General features: G+C 26.8%; 19 protein-coding genes. 5 read left to right on the forward strand and 14 right to left on the reverse strand.

What is annotated here, in order from left to right; genetic code table 11:
* Nucleotides 1–143: 143 nt before the first annotated feature.
* On the reverse strand, nt 144–938 hold the full coding sequence (locus tag HMPREF0216_RS08545) for a histidinol-phosphatase HisJ family protein (protein ID WP_005213608.1): 795 nt from the start codon (nt 936–938) through the stop codon (nt 144–146).
* Between the two features lie 551 nt (nt 939–1,489).
* Nucleotides 1,490–2,098, reverse strand: coding sequence for an SLAP domain-containing protein (locus tag HMPREF0216_RS08550; RefSeq protein WP_147576254.1), 609 nt, complete (start codon nt 2,096–2,098; stop codon nt 1,490–1,492).
* 194 nt (nt 2,099–2,292) lie between these two features.
* On the opposite strand from HMPREF0216_RS08550, the gene amrA reads away from it, so the two are divergent.
* Together amrA and amrS are read left to right on the forward strand one after the other, a co-directional pair.
* Nucleotides 2,293–3,780 (forward strand): AmmeMemoRadiSam system protein A, encoded by a 1,488-nt coding sequence (amrA, locus tag HMPREF0216_RS08555; RefSeq protein WP_005213611.1) that lies wholly within the window; start codon nt 2,293–2,295, stop codon nt 3,778–3,780.
* Nucleotides 3,781–3,819: 39 nt separating this feature from the next.
* On the forward strand, nt 3,820–4,722 hold the full coding sequence (amrS, locus tag HMPREF0216_RS08560; RefSeq protein WP_005213612.1) for an AmmeMemoRadiSam system radical SAM enzyme: 903 nt from the start codon (nt 3,820–3,822) through the stop codon (nt 4,720–4,722).
* Between the two features lie 74 nt (nt 4,723–4,796).
* Here amrS and HMPREF0216_RS08565 read toward each other — a convergent pair whose 3' ends face one another.
* The 5 genes from HMPREF0216_RS08565 to HMPREF0216_RS16320 all read right to left on the reverse strand — a co-directional run bounded on the left by HMPREF0216_RS08565 (nt 4,797) and on the right by HMPREF0216_RS16320 (nt 9,237).
* Complete coding sequence (locus tag HMPREF0216_RS08565; protein ID WP_005213613.1) at nt 4,797–5,486, reverse strand: hypothetical protein; 690 nt, start codon at nt 5,484–5,486, stop codon at nt 4,797–4,799.
* 232 nt (nt 5,487–5,718) lie between these two features.
* Entirely contained in the window at nt 5,719–6,102 is a 384-nt protein-coding gene (gloA2, locus tag HMPREF0216_RS08570) for an SMU1112c/YaeR family gloxylase I-like metalloprotein (RefSeq protein WP_005213614.1), read from the reverse strand.
* 365 nt (nt 6,103–6,467) lie between these two features.
* Nucleotides 6,468–6,758, reverse strand: coding sequence for a hypothetical protein (locus tag HMPREF0216_RS08575; protein ID WP_005213616.1), 291 nt, complete (start codon nt 6,756–6,758; stop codon nt 6,468–6,470).
* A 361-nt stretch (nt 6,759–7,119) separates the two neighbouring features.
* Entirely contained in the window at nt 7,120–7,776 is a 657-nt protein-coding gene (locus HMPREF0216_RS08580) for a YoaK family protein (protein WP_005213617.1), read from the reverse strand.
* Between the two features lie 105 nt (nt 7,777–7,881).
* A complete protein-coding gene (locus tag HMPREF0216_RS16320; protein ID WP_005213621.1) occupies nt 7,882–9,237 on the reverse strand; it encodes a DUF2812 domain-containing protein in 1,356 nt (451 codons plus the stop codon).
* A 226-nt stretch (nt 9,238–9,463) separates the two neighbouring features.
* On the opposite strand from HMPREF0216_RS16320, the gene HMPREF0216_RS17715 reads away from it, so the two are divergent.
* From HMPREF0216_RS17715 to HMPREF0216_RS08595, 3 genes are read left to right on the forward strand one after another with little or no spacing between them, the layout of a single operon-like run.
* Nucleotides 9,464–9,733: an RNA polymerase sigma factor gene (locus tag HMPREF0216_RS17715; protein ID WP_005213623.1), complete on the forward strand. Its 270-nt coding sequence runs from the start codon at nt 9,464–9,466 to the stop codon at nt 9,731–9,733.
* A gap of 32 nt (nt 9,734–9,765) precedes the next feature.
* Nucleotides 9,766–9,978: an RNA polymerase sigma factor gene (locus HMPREF0216_RS17720; protein ID WP_242824718.1), complete on the forward strand. Its 213-nt coding sequence runs from the start codon at nt 9,766–9,768 to the stop codon at nt 9,976–9,978.
* On the forward strand, nt 9,962–10,924 hold the full coding sequence (locus HMPREF0216_RS08595) for an anti sigma factor C-terminal domain-containing protein (protein WP_005213625.1): 963 nt from the start codon (nt 9,962–9,964) through the stop codon (nt 10,922–10,924). The genes HMPREF0216_RS17720 and HMPREF0216_RS08595 overlap by 17 nt, the downstream gene beginning before the upstream one ends.
* A 115-nt stretch (nt 10,925–11,039) precedes the next feature.
* On the opposite strand, the gene HMPREF0216_RS08600 is transcribed toward HMPREF0216_RS08595, so the two are convergent.
* The 7 genes from HMPREF0216_RS08600 to HMPREF0216_RS08630 form a co-directional block, all read right to left on the reverse strand.
* Nucleotides 11,040–12,488 (reverse strand): leucyl aminopeptidase, encoded by a 1,449-nt coding sequence (locus tag HMPREF0216_RS08600; protein ID WP_005213626.1) that lies wholly within the window; start codon nt 12,486–12,488, stop codon nt 11,040–11,042.
* Between the two features lie 238 nt (nt 12,489–12,726).
* Nucleotides 12,727–13,605 (reverse strand): cysteine ABC transporter substrate-binding protein, encoded by an 879-nt coding sequence (locus HMPREF0216_RS08605; RefSeq protein ID WP_005213627.1) that lies wholly within the window; start codon nt 13,603–13,605, stop codon nt 12,727–12,729.
* Nucleotides 13,606–13,678: 73 nt separating this feature from the next.
* A complete protein-coding gene (locus HMPREF0216_RS08610) occupies nt 13,679–14,428 on the reverse strand; it encodes an amino acid ABC transporter ATP-binding protein (RefSeq protein ID WP_005213628.1) in 750 nt (249 codons plus the stop codon).
* A gap of 1 nt (nt 14,429) precedes the next feature.
* A complete protein-coding gene (locus HMPREF0216_RS08615) occupies nt 14,430–15,107 on the reverse strand; it encodes an amino acid ABC transporter permease (RefSeq protein ID WP_005213629.1) in 678 nt (225 codons plus the stop codon).
* Nucleotides 15,088–15,747 (reverse strand): amino acid ABC transporter permease, encoded by a 660-nt coding sequence (locus tag HMPREF0216_RS08620; protein ID WP_005213630.1) that lies wholly within the window; start codon nt 15,745–15,747, stop codon nt 15,088–15,090. Before HMPREF0216_RS08620 ends, HMPREF0216_RS08615 begins: the two co-directional genes overlap by 20 nt.
* Nucleotides 15,748–16,135: 388 nt before the next feature.
* The gene (locus HMPREF0216_RS08625) at nt 16,136–16,897 is read right to left on the reverse strand and encodes an SDR family NAD(P)-dependent oxidoreductase (protein WP_005213631.1); all 762 of its coding nucleotides are present in this window, start codon (nt 16,895–16,897) and stop codon (nt 16,136–16,138) included.
* 315 nt (nt 16,898–17,212) lie between these two features.
* Nucleotides 17,213–19,951 carry a helicase-related protein gene (locus HMPREF0216_RS08630; RefSeq protein WP_005213632.1) on the reverse strand — a complete coding sequence of 913 codons (2,739 nt, stop codon included), beginning with the start codon at nt 19,949–19,951 and terminating at the stop codon, nt 17,213–17,215.
* Nucleotides 19,952–20,157 lie beyond the last annotated feature (206 nt).

The raw sequence follows: 20,157 nt of genomic DNA on the forward strand, positions 1-20,157 counted from the left end.
AATTAAATTATTCAATAATAAAATTTCGCTTTATTTTGCTAAAAAACATAATAAAAAAAGCAAATTATAGCTTTATTTTCTATAATCTGCTTTTCTAATATATAATTCGTTCATTTACTTTATTTTTTAGAATATATATTATTTTAAATTTCTATAGCTATAGCTTGTCTGTTTTCAAAAGTATATATTTCATTAAATCCTATTGCTTTTAACATGCTTATACTCTCTTCAATACCTGCACCAACATCTTCACATTTATGAGCATCAGAACCTACTGTTATTATTCTTCCACCTAAATCATAATAAAGTCTTAATATATCTTCTCCTGGCATAGTCTCATTAACTATAGATCTTAAAGTTGAAGTATTTACCTCTATTCCTTTTCCACTTTTAATTATATTTTTAAGAACATCTTCTATTAATTCCTTATACTCATTAAACTCATATCTTCCATGGGTATTAAAAGCATATCTCTTCATTAAATCTAAATGGGCTACTATATCTATATATGGGGAAGTACATACCTTATTTACTTCTTCAAAATATCTTCTATAACTTTCATGCTTATCATTTTGTGACATATACGTAATTAGTCCAGTATTAAAATTAATATTGTGTATTGAACCTAAAACAAAGTCTAAAGGTAAGTTTTCAATTATAGCCTTTAGTTCTTCTTCATTTTCATGTGGTTCGCAAATTTCAAGACCAACTCTTATAATTAATTCATCCTTAAATCTTCTTCTACACTCGGCTATTTCATCACTATATTTCTTTAAATTTAAAAAACCATGACTTTTTAAGCCTTCTTTTACTGAAAAATGTTCTGTAAAACAAATCTCCTTTATTCCTTTAACTATAGCAGCCTCACAAACTGAAGCTACAGTTTCCTTACTATCAAATGAGTTATTGGAATGCATATGATAATCTACTAAGTACATATTGTTCTCCTTTTTCTACTACGATCTTTACTATTTTTATAATATCCAGTATGCTGTTAAATATATTTTAAAGTACCAATGTATTTTATCACACAAAACTATCTCAATCAAAATTTACGCAATATATAACATATAAACAAAAATTAAAGGAGTTATATGAAATACCCGTTCATATAACTCCTTTATATACCCTTTTTATATACCATAGTTGAAATAATAAAAACCATTACCCGTTAGTTTTTATTTAAATGTATTTTCAAAATTAATACCCTAGAGTATCTTCATACTCCTTTAACTTAACCTCTTTTTCGTCTTGAGATTTTTTCTCCTCAGCTTTAGCCTTTACATCCTCAATTTCTACTACATTTTCTTCTTTTAACATACCCTCATTCCTCCCATAAATTCTGTATACGTTTTCTCAATACCGTAAAAATTAATTATAATTTAACTTTATAACCTTATTATATCATAAATATTTTATTTTTCCATATACTTTTCATATTTTTTCTATTTTTATTTCGACATAATCCGCGCGCCCCTGGGGCGATAATTTATACTAAAATATAGTTTTGATATGAATAACTACAATTAGTTTCCCAAGTCAATTGTGATAAATCTGAATCATTAATAATTACTGCATCTGCTTCAAAGGTAAATGTCCATTCAGCATATGATTTACATTCAAGAGTTAAATCATTTAACGCCCCAAAATTTGCTTCTGCAATAAGTTCTTGTCCATTTCCTAATTTTATAGTTACATTATTTATGTTAAATATCTCATATTCAAATCCATTATATACATATGCATTCATTATTAGTTTACCATCTTTGTAATATACACTCTTTGGACTAATACACACTACATTATCTACTATTTGTGGCTCATTACTTAAATACTCATTTCCATCTGTACTTAAACTTATATTTTCTGCATTTATATTATTTTGTAATTCCTGACTTTGTGCATTATTTTCTATTTCTTCTCTTTCATTATCTTCATTTTCTTCACTATTATTTTGTTGATCCTTATTTTCTTCTAACTGATCAATTCCTGTATTATTAGTAATATTTTTATTTGTACATCCTACAAACATTATGTTGCTTCCCAAAATAGAAGCAATCATTAAAGCTTCAATTATTCTTTTTATATTTTTATTCATACTAAATTCCACACCCTCATCATATACCAATAAAATTTATCCTTTATACTACTTTATCATCACTGTATTTTTTTGTCAATTAACACCAAATTGTCCATCTTTTTTTATTTTAATGTGAGTATTTTTTTTATTTCTCTATATACTAATTGTATGTGTTAAATTTGGCTAGAAAGATAGTATAAGGAAGTGAAAAAATGCTAGATTATTATTTAATGCCTCATCCACCAATTATAATTAATGAGGTTGGAAAAGGAAGAGAAATTGAAGCTATAAATACTTTAAACGCTTGTAAAAAAATTGGCGAAAAAATAAATAATTTATCTCCCGAAACAATAATTATAATTTCTCCACACGGAACAATTTTTAGGGATGCTATTTCAATTGTAACTGCTCCACATCTAAAAGGTGATTTATTTAAATTTGGTGCTAATAATATTAGCTTTGATTATGAAATTGATACAGCTCTTACTACTGAAATTATAAAAAACTCAGATGAAGAAAATATTCCTACTGTATCCTTAGATGAAAAAACTTGTGATTTATATAATATTGATTTAAACCTTGATCATGGCGCAATGGTTCCTTTATATTTCCTAGGCAATAAAAAGAATTATAAGCTTGTTCATATAACCTATGGAATGCTTTCTCCATTAGAACTTATGAATTTCGGTAGATGTATAAAAAAGGCTGTTAAAGATACAAAAACAAATGCTGTTTTTATTGCTTCCGGTGATCTTTCTCATAGATTAACAAAAGACGGGGCCTATCCATATACACCACTTGGTGCTGAATTTGATAAAGCTTTAATTTCTCTGTTGGAAAAAGGTGATTTTAAAAATTTATTTAATTTAGATAAGCACTTGATACACGAAGCTGGCGAATGTGGATTACGTTCATTATACATATTAGCAGGAGCAATAAATAGTACTAATATCTCCCCTAAACTTTTAAGCTACGAAGGTCCATTTGGAATTGGTTATGGAGTTATGGAATTTACTCCAAACTTTAATAATGAAAATAGTAATAATATAAATTACTCTAGTAAAAATGGTGATTTATATAACGAAATTCTAAAAGATAAACAAAATGAAAATAAAAAACGAATGAATTATGGAAATATTTATACAAGACTTGCAAGATTAAATCTTAATAATTACTTTGATAATGGTACATTACTAACTATAGATGACTTAATCAACAATCCAAATCTACTTTTTAATGATGGTAATAATTCTAATGATATATCTAAATTGCTAAAAGATAAAAAAGGTGTATTTGTTTCATTAAAAATTAATGGTGATTTAAGAGGTTGCATTGGTACTATTTCACCTACTACAAATTGTATTGCTGAAGAAATAATAAATAATTCTATTAGTTCAGCAATAAATGATCCAAGATTTTCACCACTTAGAAAAGAAGAACTTATTGATATTGATATATCTGTAGACATTTTATATCCCCCAGAAAAAACTACATTTGAAGAATTAGACCCTAAAAATTATGGAGTTATAGTTTCTTGTAATAATAGAAGAGGTTTATTATTGCCTAATCTTGGAGGAATAGATACTGCTGATAAACAGATTGAAATAGCATTAGAAAAGGGTGGTATTTCAATAGATGAAAACTACACTTTAGAAAGATTTAAAGTAAAAAGATTTAAAGAAGTAGATGATGGTGATTAAAAAATATATTATATAAAAATAAATGAGGTTTAATAAACTATGAATAAAGAAGCAATGTTTTACGAAAAATTTGATGATTATATAAACTGTAACCTTTGTCCTCACAGATGTAGCAATTTAAAAGAAGGTCAAAAGGGTATTTGTGGTGTCCGTGAAGTGAAAAAAGATGCGGATGGTTCACTTAAATTATATAGTATAAATTATGGAGAAATTACTTCAATTGCCTTAGACCCTATAGAAAAGAAACCACTTTATAATTTTTATCCTAATAGTAATATACTTTCCATAGGTTCATTTGGCTGCAACTTCAAATGTTCATTTTGTCAAAATTATGCTATTTCACAAAATAGACCTGAAAGTAAATACATTTCTCCACAAGAAATGGCCAATATATCTATAGAAACCCTTACTAATTTAGGTATTGCTTTTACTTATAACGAACCTACAATTTGGTATGAATATGTTTATGATGTTTGTAAAGCAATTAAAACTTTAGACATTGATCATAAAACTGTTCTTGTTACTAATGGATTTATTTGCGAAAAACCTTTAAAAAGACTACTACCTTATGTTGATGCATTAAATATTGACCTAAAGGGAAATAATGAATATTATAAAAAACTTTGCTTTGGTGCATTAAAAGATGTTGAAAATAGCATAAGAATTGCAAGTGAAATGGGATGTCATGTTGAAGTAACTACACTTTTAATACCTAATGAAAATACAGATGATATAACATTAAAAGAATTAGGTGAATTTTTATCTTCTATAAATAAAAATATACCTCTTCATTTATCTAGGTACTTCCCTAGATACAAAATGAATTCACCTATGACTCCTATCGATGATATGAAAAATGCTTATAAATATTTAAGCAACTACTTAAATAACATTTATCTAGGAAATTTAACACAAGAAGAATTAGAATATTGTTTAAATTAGTAATAAAAAACAAGGTGACTTTCTACTAATATAAAAGCACCTTGTTTATACATATATAACTTATTAACTTTACTTTAATCTCCAACTCCAAAATCCGTATTGTTATATAAAACTTCAATGGTTGGATGTTTATCTAAATATCTATATTCTTTTCTAAACCACTTAACAAGCTCTTCATCTCTTTTTATATCTGTTGTATTTTCAACAAATACATTAATTGTTGCATATTTAAAGTATTGTTGTACTATATCCATATCTCTTTTTATCATTTCCTTAGTTTGACCCTTAATTCCTACCATAATGCAAACTGATTGAAATTTTTCTTGTACTTCCCTTGGATCTTTAAATTTAGCATTTTTATTTAAAAATTTATTTCTAAAATCATAATCAAAAGTTTCAATACCAATTTTAAATATAATAGGTATATTAAAAAATTTCCTCATTTCATCTAATTTATTTCTATAGCACCAATGACTTTCTAAAAATAAAAGCTTTATACCCTTTTCATCTATTATCTTTTTTATGTACTCTAAAGTTTCTTTAGGAATTTCAAAACAGCTTCCTGAATTTATAACCTCAAGAACTCCAAATTCACCAGTTATATTATCTAAAACTTCTTTGTTTAACTTATTAAGCTCTTCTTCATTTCTACCATTGTCATCTATGTAATCACAAAAACTACATTTTCCCCAAACACAAGGAAAAGCTCTTAAAAGTACTATTTCTCTATTATTTTTGTTAGTTATTTTATTATATCTATCCATACGTCTCCTACTCTTTCTTAAAATTATAAAGATAGGAGAGGTTCCCATAGCTAAGCCTAGTTTTTTATAGAGGGATGGTCATACGAACCTCTCCTAGTAATTATTACTAGATTTTATGAATTTCTCTCATAGTATAGCTTGTTTTATAATAAATTGCAAATGCCCCAGGGGCAACCTAAAAGTAACACTATTACTGTCATTACATAGTTTAAATCTCCCCTGAGGCATTATTTTATTTTTCACATAACTCTAATGGTAGATTATCTGGATCTTCAAAGAATGTGAATCTCTTACCTGTAAATTCATCAACTCTTATAGGTTCACATTCTATTCCATTAGAATTTAAACTTGCTATAGCATCATCAATATTATCAACTTGAAATGCTAAGTGTCTAAGTCCCCTAGCTTCTGGATAGCTTAGTCTTTCTGGAGCATTAGGAAATGAAAATAATTCTATTTCACTATCTCCAATTTTCAAATCAAGCTTATAAGAATCCCTTTCTTTCCTATAAACTTCTCTTATTACTTCAAGTCCTAAAACTTTAGTATAAAAGTTTTTTGACACTTCATAATTAGATGCAATAATTGCAACATGATGTACTTTATTTAACTTCATAAGTAACCTCTTCTCAATATTTATAATACTGTTTTTATCTATAATTTTATCTCTCTACCCACATTTTACTATACATTTACTATTAACTAAAATATAATTTTAAAAATTTATTGTTACTTATAAAAGTCATATTATAATTTTATATATTTTTATATCATCATTAAAATACCTGATGTAAATAATGCACTATTAACAAATTTAGTGAATGACTTCCCTTTAATTCATTTATATAATTGCTATTACCTTTCTTATAACTACTTTTTCTTTTAATTCCATCATATAATCCCTTTATAGATACAATTATCATAAAGATTCCTAACAATATCTAAAATATGATTCCATTACAATAATTTAACTTTTAACTTCTATAAAGCTAATACCTCTAATTCAACACCTCTAAGTTCTCTATAAATATCTCTATACTTCTTTTTTGAGAAAATCTCAAATCCCTCTAATTCATCTTCAAATATATAACTAATTTCACTTATACTATATTCTACGGTTCTCCCATTAGTTAGCGTAAAAATAACTGTATTTCCTTCTTTATTTGAAGTAACTTCTGTAAAAACATTATCATTTACTTCTGCAGCTATTACTATTTTAGCTTGCTCCACAGCTTTCTTTGCTAACTCTACCAACATTGCTTCTCTACTCATAATAATCCCCCTAATTGATATTATAAATTGTTTACAAGATAATTATATATCTAAATAGTAAAATCCATTGTCGAAATCTGTAGTAATATTTTTAGTAATGTATTCCATAAAAAACTTATTGCTCCTCTTTTCAGCGTTAAAATATCTGGTTTTTATATGAATTATAATAAAATTATATAAAACTATTGTACTTTGCATTCTTCCTTAATTTACATATAGCTTTATTAAAACTATTCTTTAATATATAAAAAAAGATTCTATAAAACCTTTTAATTTTATAAAATCTTTCTATCTTTTATACTTTAAAATATCTTAAATATTTCTAGTAATTTATATCATGGCTATCCTTTTTATACCACATTTAAATTTCTTTATTTTGCCCCATTAACATTAATGATATTAATAATGGTATACATACAAATAAAATAGCTTTTATCCCAATTTTTACTGCAAGGATTCCTCCAATAAAGGCACCTAAACAAAAAATGAATACTATAAAATAATATTGAAATGCTATTTTTAAATGTTTTTTATCCTTATTTTTTATAAATATAGCTAACTTTTCTGTTCCACTTCTTAAATTTCCAGTACACATTGTAGTTGCATAAACATTCCCATGAAACTTTCTAAAACTTTCAAATTGCATAGCACATATAAAGGATATTAACGTATTAGCAACATAATTATATGGTATAAAAGAAACTAATATAATCAAAATTATTTCTATAACTAATACAGCTTGTCTCCAATGTATCTTTTTATGTTCTAATAATTTAGCTTTAATAACTTCTGCTAGTAAAACACCTACTGCAAATGCAATTATAGGTATTAAATATTTTATTGTTCCACGTATATTACCTTCCATAAAAGTAACGCCTAACATAACCATATTTCCTGTTTGAGCATTTGCAAATACATTACCCCTACATAAGTAAGTATAAGCATCTAAAAAACCTCCAGCTAAGGCTAATAAAATTGCAAGCCTTAAAGATTCTGAATATTGCTTATGACCACTCATTATTTCCCTTCTTTCTAATAATCATAACTTCTTCCTAAGAAAGTATATTTATTATAATTTATTTTTTATTTTAAATGTATTATTAAACTTAAAACTCTATTTTTCCTATTTAAAAACCTCGTTATAAATTATATCTAAAAATTCACTTTCACTTTGATTATCACTATATTGGCTAATTTGTAAAATCTTATTTTCTGAAGTTAATAAATATCTACTGCCATAACTATTATTATTTTTATATACCATTATCTTTTCCGGCAAAGTACTTTTTATAACTTCAAAGTTCAAATCATATTTTTTCATACTACTTATTATTTTATTAAACTTATAATTAATAACCCACTTAAAATTACTTCTAAAGAATTCATAAGTTAATTCTCCACTATGACCCTCATCACTATAAAATAAACTTTCTGCAATAATACTACTTTCATCATTGATATAAGGTTCATCTAATATATTAAATTCATCTTCACTATTTATGTCTTGATTATTATTTTCATATATACTTTTATCATTGAAATCCTCTAATGTTAAAACATATTGATCATTTAAATTTTTGTTAATTTCATCAGTTATAAATTCATTATTTAAAACCAATTGTCCTATTGTTATCATAACTATAATCATAATAATTATATTAATTATAGTGTATGTTGACATTTTATGTAATCTACCTTTAATAATAGTTTTTATAAATTCAGTTATTATACTAGCAATAACAATTGATATAATAATTACCGAAACACCTTTTAATATAAATATATTTTCATTTAATAAACATAGCATTAATGAAATAATTGCAGATAAAAAGAATATTTTTCCCAAAATTCTTCTAAAATTAATAGATAAATTGTACTGGTATTGAACTTTTTCATTATTTTTTAATGCTCTTTCTCCTCTTATCTTCCATATAAGATAATTAATCAAACCAATAATCTCATTTATTGCTAAGACACTTAAGGAAAATAATAATAATAACTGTGCATCATCAGTTAAAAATATTGCATTGTCCCCACCTAATGTAACACTATATTGACTAAACAAAAGTGTACTTACAGTAAAAATAGTTATCAGTATGTCTTGTATTGATAATTTAGAAATATTGTTAAACTTTTTTCTTTCATCTGTATTAATATCTATATACTCTGTATACTCTTCTGTATAAAAGACTTGTATTTTTTTATATTCACAAATGAATTTCCATCTTGTATCCTCACAGCATTCTCTATATTCTAATGCCACATCACTATTGTTATCATCAAAAGATGATGTACTTTCACCTATATAAACAAAATGTTTTATTTTCTTTGGTTCCATTTTAATAAACCTAAACAATTTACCCTGCATACTTTTTAACTTCCAGCCCTTTAAAGCCATTTTGTCCAAATATTTTTCTAAATCCGTATATTCATAAGGTAAAAAATCAAAAAAAGTATATTTGCTATTACCAATTACCATAACTATTTCCCCCAATACCTACTATAAATATCATAATTAAATTATATATATCGAATATTGTCGTTGTCAATTTTTTCTATATTATATATTTCATTGGTTATTTTGTGATAATATTTTATTGTTCTATAATTAAAACTCAAAAATATTTTTATATTTTTTGTATACATTTTAATAATTAAATTGTCTTATATACATAAGGCCTTAAAACTTTACATTCGGGGGATGCATGGACAAAGATATAATAATAAATTTATATAAAAAACAATTTAAAATAATTTGCTTGTACTTAACTAAATGCGGATGTTCAATTAGTGATGCAGAAGATATTGTCCATGACAGTTTCATAAAAGCAATTGAGTACATGGATGGTGTTGCTACTGAAAATCTTTCTTCTTGGCTATTTAGAGTTGCCATTAATACATATAAAAATAATCTTAAAAGATGTAAAATAATAAACTCTTTTCCATTGATGAAGATAACTTTTTTGAACAATTAGCAAATGATTTAACTGTTGAAAATGAAATATTAATAAAGGAAAACTGTAAAGAAATAAGGGAAATTCTTAATAATCTCAAAGAAGAGTATAGATCATTACTTCTATTTAAATATGAGCTTGATTTAAGCTATAAGGAAATTGGACTTTTATTAGGAATAAATGAAGCTACTGTAAAAACTTATTTATACAGAGCAAGAAATAAATTTAAAGAGGAGTGGATTAAAAATCATGAAAGATATAGATAGCCTATTTGATGATAAAAAGCTAAAAAAATCTGTAAAAAAAGCAAAGATTAAATCAACATTGAGAATAGTACTAATAGCACTAATAGTTTTTATATGTGGTAGTATATTAAATATAATAATAAGTTTAAAATTAAGTGAAAAGAAATATGAAATGGATGAAGCCTATATAAAATTAACAGTTCCAAATGGATATATAAGTGAATCAAATGACATAATTGGATTCCTAGGTGGAAGTGGAAGTTATAAAATAGCAAAAAAAATTGCAGGAACATCTGTTATATTAGAAGATAGACTTTCTCTTTTCGGAGTAATAGCTCCAATTAATTATTCTAGATCTAGTGGTAATGGATATCATACCGCTGGCGACTGGCCTGTTAACCTTTGGGAAAATGGATATAAAAAACTAAGATTTTTCCATCCTAATCTTCAATATAAGGAATATCAAAATGATTTAGCTAATATTGATAAAATACCTGATGGAAAAATAATTGAAATGGCTATATCTTTTGACAAGCCTTATAAAATTAATGACTTATATACTATTGAATCAGAATTAAAACCTGCAAATATAACATGGGTATGGTTAAATGAATTTACAGAAGAAAAAATAAAAGAATATCAATATGAAATAGAAAATTATGATGCTAAAGCAACTGGAATATATGCTGAGGATACTATAGGAATATCATTATATAATTCCCATGATCTTACCACTAGTTCATATGTTGAATATTATGATGAAATCCTTGAAAACTTAGAAAAAAGCTATTCAACAGAGCATAATAAATTATATGAAGAAATTAAATCTAAAGGTAAAACATCTTCAAGTGATGCTGAAATACTTGGTGTAGTTCTTCAAGGAACAAAAGAAGACTTTAAAAACTTAATAGAAAATCCTATTATTAAAGCATCAAGTTTTGGTGTAATAATTGATCCTATTTATTAATAGAATCACTAAGATTCATCTTACTTTAAGCCTTTAGCTAAATATATTTTTAAAATTTAAAAATAAAAATAAGAGTAGTACTTATTCTGCATTAGATATAAGTACTACTTTTTAATTATTTATGCTTACATTGATGCTTTACAACAAGTTCATATAAAGTTGAAACTGGTGCTCCTGTTCCACCCTTTGGTGTACTATCATTTGCAGCATCAGTCCAAGAAGTTCCTGCAATATCTAAATGTAACCAAGGCTTATCTTGAACGAATTCTTCTATAAACATACCAGCTGTGATTGTTCCAGCAAAACGTCCACCAGTATTTTTAAGTTCTGCAAAATCTCCTTTATATAATTTCTTAAAGCACTTATCATTAGGTAATCTCCAGAACTTTTCTCCACTTCTTCTAGCAGCTACTACTAGTTCTTCATAAAATTCATCATTATTACTTAATACACCTGTTATCTCTGTTCCAAGAGCTACTAATACTGCTCCAGTAAGAGTTGCAACATCAACTACCTTATCTACATTTTCTTTTTCAATAATGTAAGTAATAGCATCAACTAAAGTTAATCTACCTTCAGCATCAGTGTTTAATACTTCAATAGTCTTACCTGACATAGAACCAATAATATCACCTGGCTTGTAACTTCCACCAGAAATAGCATTTTCACAAGCTGCTACTACTGCTACTACATTTTTAGATACTTTATTTTTAGCAAGAGCTTGCATAGTTCCTATAACTGCTGCAGCCCCACCCATATCACTTTTCATTGTATCCATAGAAGCTGATGGTTTAAGAGAATATCCACCTGTATCAAAAGTAAGACCTTTTCCTACAAGCCCAACCCTTTCATCACTATTTTCATTTCCCATGTATCTCATAACAATTAATCTTGGTTTATGAACAGAACCTTTTCCAACTTCTAAAAATGCTTTCATTCCTAAGTCTTCTATTTGCTTTTCATCAAATACTTCAACTTCAAAACCACTATCTTTCCCTATTTCAACTGCTCTTTTTGCTAAAGTTTCAGGATATAATACATTAGCAGGTTCATTTACAAGATCTCTAGCTACAATAATACCATCAGCAACATTACTTGCTTCTTCTATCTTTAATTTCATTTTTTCAAGCTTTTCTTTTGGTGCACCTACTATAGTTACATTTGGATTATAAGCTTCCTTATTTCCCTTATACTTATCAAATTTATAACTTGCTAATTTTACACCTTGCACTATAGATTTAGTAATTCCTCCTGTGCATAATCCATTAGCTTTTATAAAATTAATACCTAACTCGTTTATATTTAACTTTTCAGCTTGTTTTACACTTTTAGCAACTGCATTTATTAAATCAGTTTTTTCTAATTCATTAAACTTTCCAAGCCCTACAAAAATTTCATAATTTAAATCTTCAGTAGTTTTATAAAATACTTGTCCTGATTTTCCTTCAAATACTTTTTTTAACTTTAAATTTTCTAATACTTTATTATTTATTTCTTGATCTTCATATACAAGATTAATAATTCCTTGGAAATTATCAATACTTATATCTTTTACTTGTATCATATTTTAATCTCTCCTTACTATATTTTTAATATTTGATAACTTTTCTTTATTATACTATATAATTTGGTATTTTTAGAATTTGTTAGACTATTTTTTCAATTGTAGGACTAATATAAGTATTCTCTTTATAATTCAATTTTATATATAAAAATAGTGCCTACAACTTTTTCATCATAGGCACTATGACTAAATTAAATATACTTAATAATTAACAACTATACTACTATTTTTTTAACTATTACTGAACTACTCCGCCTTCAACAACTATTTCTTCAGCTTTTACGGCATCACCATATACAGGTAATAGTGTTTTATTATAGTCATTTAAGAAGAATTCTTCATCTGCTAAACTCTTAATTTCATCATTAATCCAATTTAATAGCTCTGTATTTCCTTTTTGTACAGCTGGAGCAATTGTATCTATATTACCAATACTTTCGATTCCTGTAGTAAAGCCTTCATTTTGATTTGACCAAGCTAAGGCTTCTGTATTATCAGTGGCAAATGCATCTCCTCTACCATCTAATAATGCATCATATGCTTCTTGATATTCATCAAATTTAACAAGAGTTATATCTGGATAGCTTTGTGAAAAATATGTTTCTGCTGTTGTTCCCTTTACAACTATTAATTTCTTGTCCTTTAATTGATCAATATCAGTAATTAATGCATCATCTGGTGATACTATTCCTAATGCAACCTTCATATATGGAAGTGCAAAATCAACTACTTCTTTACGTTCGTCTGTTACAGTAAAATTAGCTAAAATAATATCTACCTTACCTGATTTAAGGTATTCTACTCTACTTGCAGCTTCAACATAAACAAATTCTACTGCCTCTTCACCACCTAATAAATCCTTACCTATTCTCTTTGCAAATTCTACATCATAACCTTGAACTTCACCATTAGAATCAACATATCCAAATGGATTTTTGTCACTAAAAACCCCTATTTTAATCTTTCCATCTTCCTTTATTTCATCTAAAGTTCTTGCTTTTGCTGTTCCATTAGAATCTGTTGCTTCTGTGTTTGAACCATCTTTCGTAGATCCACATCCAACTAAAACCCCAATTACAAGTGCAATTGATAAAAATACTCCTAATAACTTTTTCATAAAAAATCCCCCTTTAAAATTCTAAATATTTTATACTGATAATTAGTGAGTATACATATTTAATTATTAATTTTTATACAATTTCATAACTAAATGTATTAAGAAACTGTTTAGCCCTATCAGTCTTAGGATTAGTAAAAAATTCTTTAGGCGTTGTTTCCTCAATAATATTTCCATTGTCCATAAAAATAACTCTATCGGATACTGCTCTAGCAAATTCCATTTCATGTGTTACAATTACCATAGTCATACCTTCTTTTGCTAACTCTAATACAACTTGAAGTACTTCCCTTACCATTTCTGGGTCTAAAGCTGCAGTTATTTCATCGAGCAATAAAATTTGTGGATGCATAATCAAAGAACGTATAATAGCTACTCTTTGCTTCTGACCTCCTGATAATTGCCTTGGATAACTATTTTTCTTTTCTAAAAGTCCTACTCTATCTAAAAGCTTTTCTGCTTCCTTCTGTACCTCTTCTTTATTTCTCTTTTGTACTAAAGTAGGTGCTAAAGTTAAATTTTTCATTATATTCATATTTGAAAACAACTCATAACTTTGAAATACCATTCCTATTTTTTCACGTATTTCATTAACCTTATTACTCTCTGATGAAATTACTTTTCCATTTAAAATAATTTCTCCTGAATCTATTTCTTCTAACCTATTCAAACATTTTAAAAATGTGCTTTTCCCACATCCTGAAGGACCTACAACTACTACAACTTCACCCTTTTTTAATGAAAATGATATATTATTTAATACTATTTTTCCTTTTTCATATGACTTAGTTAAATTTTTAACCTCTAATATTTTATCACTCATTTTAATCCTTTAGTCTCCTCTCTAATACCTCAGATAATTTTGAAAATGGAAAGCAAATTACAAAATACATTATAAATATTGCTCCATATACCCAAAGGGCTGCATCTGGTGTAGTGTAACGATTGGCATCTATTATTTGCTTGCCAACTTTAACAACTTCAACTACCCCTATAAGTACTACCAAAGAAGTTGTTTTTATCATTCTTGTTAATAAATTCACTGCAGATGGAATTAATCTTCTAATAGTTTGAGGTATTATAATATGAATAAATACTTGTGTCTTTGTCATTGCAAGTGCAAATCCACTTTCATATTGATGCTTGGGTACTGAAATAAGTGCACTTCTTACTAAATCTCCCATTTCAGCTACTCCCCAAAATGTAAATACAATTATTGATGCAACTTCTCCTGAAAAATTAGCCCCAATATGTTTTGCTGCTCCAAAGTATACTAAGAATAATAAAACAAGTTGTGGCATTATTCTTACAGTCTCTAGGTAAACTCTACAAATTGCTCGAACTACCTTATTTTTGCTAGTCATTATTATCCCCATTATAATTCCAAGAGCAACTGATAATATCATTGCAATTAAAGCTATCTTTAACGATACCCATATACCCTCACATAATCTCAAAAAATTACTTCCCTCAAAGAGCACTCTAATCCCCAAATCCTGCATAACGAACCCTCCTTTCTATTAATGTACAAATTATAGAAATAGGAAGTAAAATAACTAAATACGCTATTACTAGCATAAGTAATGCTTCATCTGTTTTATAATAAATTCCTATTAAGTCCTTAGCTACAAACATTAAATCAGCTAAAGCAACAGCACTAAACACCGAAGTTTCTTTAACTAAGAAAATAATATTTGCACATAAAACTGGAACTGAAGTTTCAAATGCTTGTGGCAAAGTAATATGCCAAAACACTTGCCACCTTGACATTCCTAGGCTTAATGCTGATTCATGCTGTACTACCGATACATTTTCAATTCCTGAACGAAATGCCTCTGTCATATAACTTCCGCCTAAAAAAGCTAGTCCAATAATTCCACAAGCTTCAGAAGTTAACTTTATCCCTATCTTTGGCAAACCAAAATATAAAAAAAATAATTGAATCAATAATGGCGTATTTCTTGATAGTTCAATATATATGGCAACTATGGTTCTTAACACTGGTATTTTCATAGTTTTAATTAAACTACATATAATTCCAATAATTATAGATAATAATATGCCTATAGTTGCAATCTTTATAGTTAAAGCTGCAGCTTCTACATATAACTTATAATGCGTCTGTATAAAGGTTATATCCATGCTTTACCTCCATAAAAAATATAATACTTATCCTTAATCTATATAAAAAAAGACAGGTATATGCATCTTTACGCATTTACCTGTCGTTACTCTATTATTTAAAATCAAATTAAGAGTCAGCTATGAAAATGCGTACAAAACTTAACTGTATATTTACATATACAAAATTAGAACAAGATATCATAATAGTGTGATTATATAATTTATTACTTTTTATATGATTTTGTTCATTAAATCTTTTCATAACTAACTACTCTTTATTATATTTTTCAAAAAAATTACTATTCCCATAATAATATAGAGTTTTATTTATTATTAATAATATTCTACTAATTTAAACTTTAATATTTATTAGCTTATTTTTATTTAATACTTTTTCGTATTTTATTTATAAATTTGCACCAAAGTCTGTTACTAATATCTGACCTGTAATAGCCTTAGCTTTATCACTAGCTAAAAATGCTATAGTATTAGCAACATCTTCAGGCTCACATGTTGGAAGTTTTAAGTCTGAATGAGCCATCATTGCTCCCATCATATTCATATCCATATTTGATAAGTTTTCAGATTTAGTCATTGGTGTATTAACTCCACCTGGGCAAACAGCATTACATCTAATACCTTCTCTAGCCATTCTCATAGCAATATTTTTAGTTAATGAAATTACTGCCCCTTTACTTGCAGCATAAACAGCTCCACCAGCACCATAAAGCCCTGCTACTGATGCTACATTAATAATTACCCCACTCTTATTAGGTAACATAACCTTTGCTACCTCATTAGCAAAATAAATAGTTCCCTTTGCATTAACATCAATTACAAAATTAACATCTTCTTCCTTAATTGATTCAATTGCAGAAAGACCATGATCTAAAACCCCTGCATTGTTAACTAAAATATCAACCTTCCCAAAAGTTTTAATAGCTTCTTCAACTACATTTTTACATCCTTCAGCTTTAGAAATATCACTAGTAACTGCTAATACTTCTCCATTTATTTTTCTTATTTTTTCAGCAACCTTTTCTAATTGTTCTTTACGTCTAGCTGTTATTACAACTTTAGCCCCTTCTTTAGCAAATAATAATGCTGTTGCTTCTCCAATTCCAGAATTTCCTCCTGTAATTATTGCTACCTTATCTTTTAAAATCATAGCTTCCCCTCCTAAATTTTCTCTTTAATTATTAATTTGTAAAACTATCTATAATTAAATTAATATCATTACACATTTAAATTATACTATTAATCTCTTAATTTCAAAATATTAACATTAAAATAAAAAACTTATTTTTATAAATTTATTCCATAACTAGATAATCAATAATTAAAATATGCACTTTTTAGTGAGGTACTAACTAAAAAAATAAGTATTACTACATGAAAAAATAATAAAAAGTAGCCCCTACACTATTTAAAGCATAGGCACTACTTTTAAACTATATTTTTATAATTTTAAAAATTGAAATTATTAAACTCTTCTTCTCCTATTTCCTCTTCTAAAATTGCCTCTTCTACCACCTCTAAAGACCCCTTTATATCTTTCAGCTTTAGCTTCATTTATCATTTCCCTACAAACTCTACATCTATCACTTGGATAATCCCAAGATAATTTTTTACCACATATACTACAAACTCTTTCATGATCAAGTAGATTTGTTAAAAGTAGCTCATTTATTTTATTTGCTGTATCTTCTTTTTCACTTGATATATATCTATTGTTTATCATCATATTAAAGTTCTTTCCAAAAGAATAGGTTAATTCTAATGACTTATAATAATTTTCAAGTTCATCAAGTTCCTTCTTAGAGCTTACACTTTTCTTAAGCACTGGTTTCTTTAAATTTACTGCACCTGCACTATACATCTTGCAATACTCTTCCCATAGCTCACATACTACCTTATTATTTTCTTCAAAAGGAATTGTTGCCATCTTTAAAAGATCCTCTTTAGATGCCTTTATATTAAGCTTTTTTAATCTATTTAAAAGATAAATTATTGTTGTTACATCTGTTTTTTCATAATATCCCTTAACAAACATAACACTCCATGTTTTTAATGCATCTATAATATCTATATTTATATCTAACAGAGAGTCTGGTATTCCTATAAAGCATTTTTCAATCTTCTTTGTTTCTATAGTTAAAGCTGATTTTATTAAATTAGAATCTGCCATAGTTGCAACATATCCTTTGTTATACATTCCTCTACGTCCAGCTCTTCCAGCTATCTGCTTTATTTCAGCAATATTTAACTTTCTTAAAGATACACCATCATATTTTCTTGTTTCTAAAAATACAATACGCTTTATAGGAAGATTAACTCCCATTCCTATAGCATCTGTACATACTATTACTTCTGTTTCACCACTTAAAAATCTTTCAAATTGCTTCTTTCTTGTTGAATATGGAAGCGAACCATAAATTATACTTGTCTTTATATTATTATTAAGAAGCTGTGCAGAAACTGCCAATGCTTTTCTTTTTCCAAAGACAACTAAGGCATCTCCTTTTTTAACATCCTTATTTAAATCAAATTTTTTATCTTCAAATATAAGCTCTGTATCTCTTTTATGCTCAATAACTTCATATGTATCACCACAATCATTTATTAACTTAATTATTATATCCTTTGCTTCTGGTGCCATACATATATGAATTTCTGGGGATAATACACCTATTATTGCTCTTGTCCACGCCCATCCCCTTTGATTGTCAGCAATCATTTGTGCTTCATCTATAACACATACATCATAATAAGTTCCAAGCTCTAGCTTCTCAATTGTTGATGATACATGATATGCATATGAAATAATATCCTCTTCTTCTCCTGTCAATAATGAACAACGTATATTTTGAGAATTAAGCTTATCTTGAATCTCTAATGCTAATAATCTTAATGGTGCTAAATAAACACCAGACTCAGCCTCCATAAGTCTTTCAATACTTGAATATGTTTTTCCTGTATTAGTTTCACCAACATGAAGATAAAAATGTCTTTTCATCTCCCTTGCTTCTTTATATTCATTTATTGGATTATCTAAAATTATATCCTTAATTTCATCTTTTGCTTTATTTTTAATATAGATATTTTCAGATGTCCATACTAATCCTTTTATGCATATCCAAGGAATACACTCTTTAAAATCCTCCATATCATCAATAGATGGTGATTTTTCATTTTCCTTTAAGTAATTCTTATAAAGAATATTTTCAACTACAGCAATTCTTCTTATTATCTTATTAATTTTATCTTCTTTATCTATAAGAGCTTTTTTAAAACCTGTTAAATTAACGCTTTTATAATATCCAAAGACCATATTTCTAGCATTTTCTAAGAATAAATTCATATGATCATGCGTCTTATATATATTCATATTAATAAGATTATCTAACCTCTTATCAATTGAATTAACAACCTTAACCTTAAGCCTATTTATTCCTTTTGCAGATATAGTAGCTTCTTTGCAGTTTTCAATCATAAGCTCTATTAATTTTTCTTCATCATAGCTTTTATCTTCAACTACAATTTCTGTAGAATAATCATTAACAATATCTAATAATCTACAACCTTTATCATAAACATCTAATAAAAGTTTTTCCTCTAATGAAGATACCTTACTTTCAACTGGGCTTCCCCATCTAGTTTTAAATCCATTTCCTATTTCAGTTTTTATCTTCTCTTCTAAACTTCTTTTTTTATCACTACTTACTTCCTGCAAATCTATATCATAATATACCTTGCCATCTCTAGTCCTTTTATACCATCTAACACTGTTAAATAAAAATTCCTCAGTATATCTCTTCTTAAATTCTTTGTATAACCTACCTTTTTTTTGCTCCATTATGTTTGCTACTCTTTCATATAAAACAGTAGCAATATCCTTTGGTTCATACTTAAATACTTCATTACAATCATTAGTAATTTCAATTTCTTTTAAATCCTCAACATATGTTCCTTCCCATGATAATTCATATATAAAATCTTTTACATACATATAATCATAAACATTAAATGAGCCATTATCTTTTAAATTCACCTTAGAATTTATATCATATTTATCAAATTCTGAATCATCAACTTGAACCTTATGAGTTGTTTTTATGTAATTAACAATTTCCTTAATTGTTTCATTAATAAATTCATTATCTATATATTTAGCTATTTCATTTTTTACTTCTTTTCTTAATGTGCACTTAACTGACCCCATCCCATCACTTCCTTTGTAATTTAAAACCTAAGCTATTAATCTTTATCATAATATAATAAAAATTAAAGTAGGCTTTATAGTATTTTTATATAAAACCTACTTTAGTTAATTTCTTCACTTATAATTCCACATCCTAGTATAAAATTATAAATTTTATTCATTGTCAATTAAATAATCTATTTTTTATTATAACCTATATAACATAA

Source organism: Clostridium celatum DSM 1785, assembly GCF_000320405.1.
Lineage (GTDB): Bacteria > Bacillota > Clostridia > Clostridiales > Clostridiaceae > Clostridium > Clostridium celatum.

What these genes read in the sequence shown, in the direction of transcription:
- HMPREF0216_RS08545 (WP_005213608.1), bottom strand. Translation starts at nt 938, where the DNA reads ATGTACTTAGTAGATTATCATATGCATTCCAATAACTCATTTGATAGT.
- HMPREF0216_RS08550 (WP_147576254.1), bottom strand. Translation starts at nt 2,098, where the DNA reads ATGAATAAAAATATAAAAAGAATAATTGAAGCTTTAATGATTGCTTCT.
- amrA (WP_005213611.1), top strand. Translation starts at nt 2,293, where the DNA reads ATGCTAGATTATTATTTAATGCCTCATCCACCAATTATAATTAATGAG.
- amrS (WP_005213612.1), top strand. Translation starts at nt 3,820, where the DNA reads ATGAATAAAGAAGCAATGTTTTACGAAAAATTTGATGATTATATAAAC.
- HMPREF0216_RS08565 (WP_005213613.1), bottom strand. Translation starts at nt 5,486, where the DNA reads ATGGATAGATATAATAAAATAACTAACAAAAATAATAGAGAAATAGTA.
- gloA2 (WP_005213614.1), bottom strand. Translation starts at nt 6,102, where the DNA reads ATGAAGTTAAATAAAGTACATCATGTTGCAATTATTGCATCTAATTAT.
- HMPREF0216_RS08575 (WP_005213616.1), bottom strand. Translation starts at nt 6,758, where the DNA reads ATGAGTAGAGAAGCAATGTTGGTAGAGTTAGCAAAGAAAGCTGTGGAG.
- HMPREF0216_RS08580 (WP_005213617.1), bottom strand. Translation starts at nt 7,776, where the DNA reads ATGAGTGGTCATAAGCAATATTCAGAATCTTTAAGGCTTGCAATTTTA.
- HMPREF0216_RS16320 (WP_005213621.1), bottom strand. Translation starts at nt 9,237, where the DNA reads ATGGTAATTGGTAATAGCAAATATACTTTTTTTGATTTTTTACCTTAT.
- HMPREF0216_RS17715 (WP_005213623.1), top strand. Translation starts at nt 9,464, where the DNA reads ATGGACAAAGATATAATAATAAATTTATATAAAAAACAATTTAAAATA.
- HMPREF0216_RS08595 (WP_005213625.1), top strand. Translation starts at nt 9,962, where the DNA reads ATGAAAGATATAGATAGCCTATTTGATGATAAAAAGCTAAAAAAATCT.
- HMPREF0216_RS08600 (WP_005213626.1), bottom strand. Translation starts at nt 12,488, where the DNA reads ATGATACAAGTAAAAGATATAAGTATTGATAATTTCCAAGGAATTATT.
- HMPREF0216_RS08605 (WP_005213627.1), bottom strand. Translation starts at nt 13,605, where the DNA reads ATGAAAAAGTTATTAGGAGTATTTTTATCAATTGCACTTGTAATTGGG.
- HMPREF0216_RS08610 (WP_005213628.1), bottom strand. Translation starts at nt 14,428, where the DNA reads ATGAGTGATAAAATATTAGAGGTTAAAAATTTAACTAAGTCATATGAA.
- HMPREF0216_RS08615 (WP_005213629.1), bottom strand. Translation starts at nt 15,107, where the DNA reads ATGCAGGATTTGGGGATTAGAGTGCTCTTTGAGGGAAGTAATTTTTTG.
- HMPREF0216_RS08620 (WP_005213630.1), bottom strand. Translation starts at nt 15,747, where the DNA reads ATGGATATAACCTTTATACAGACGCATTATAAGTTATATGTAGAAGCT.
- HMPREF0216_RS08625 (WP_005213631.1), bottom strand. Translation starts at nt 16,897, where the DNA reads ATGATTTTAAAAGATAAGGTAGCAATAATTACAGGAGGAAATTCTGGA.
- HMPREF0216_RS08630 (WP_005213632.1), bottom strand. Translation starts at nt 19,951, where the DNA reads ATGGGGTCAGTTAAGTGCACATTAAGAAAAGAAGTAAAAAATGAAATA.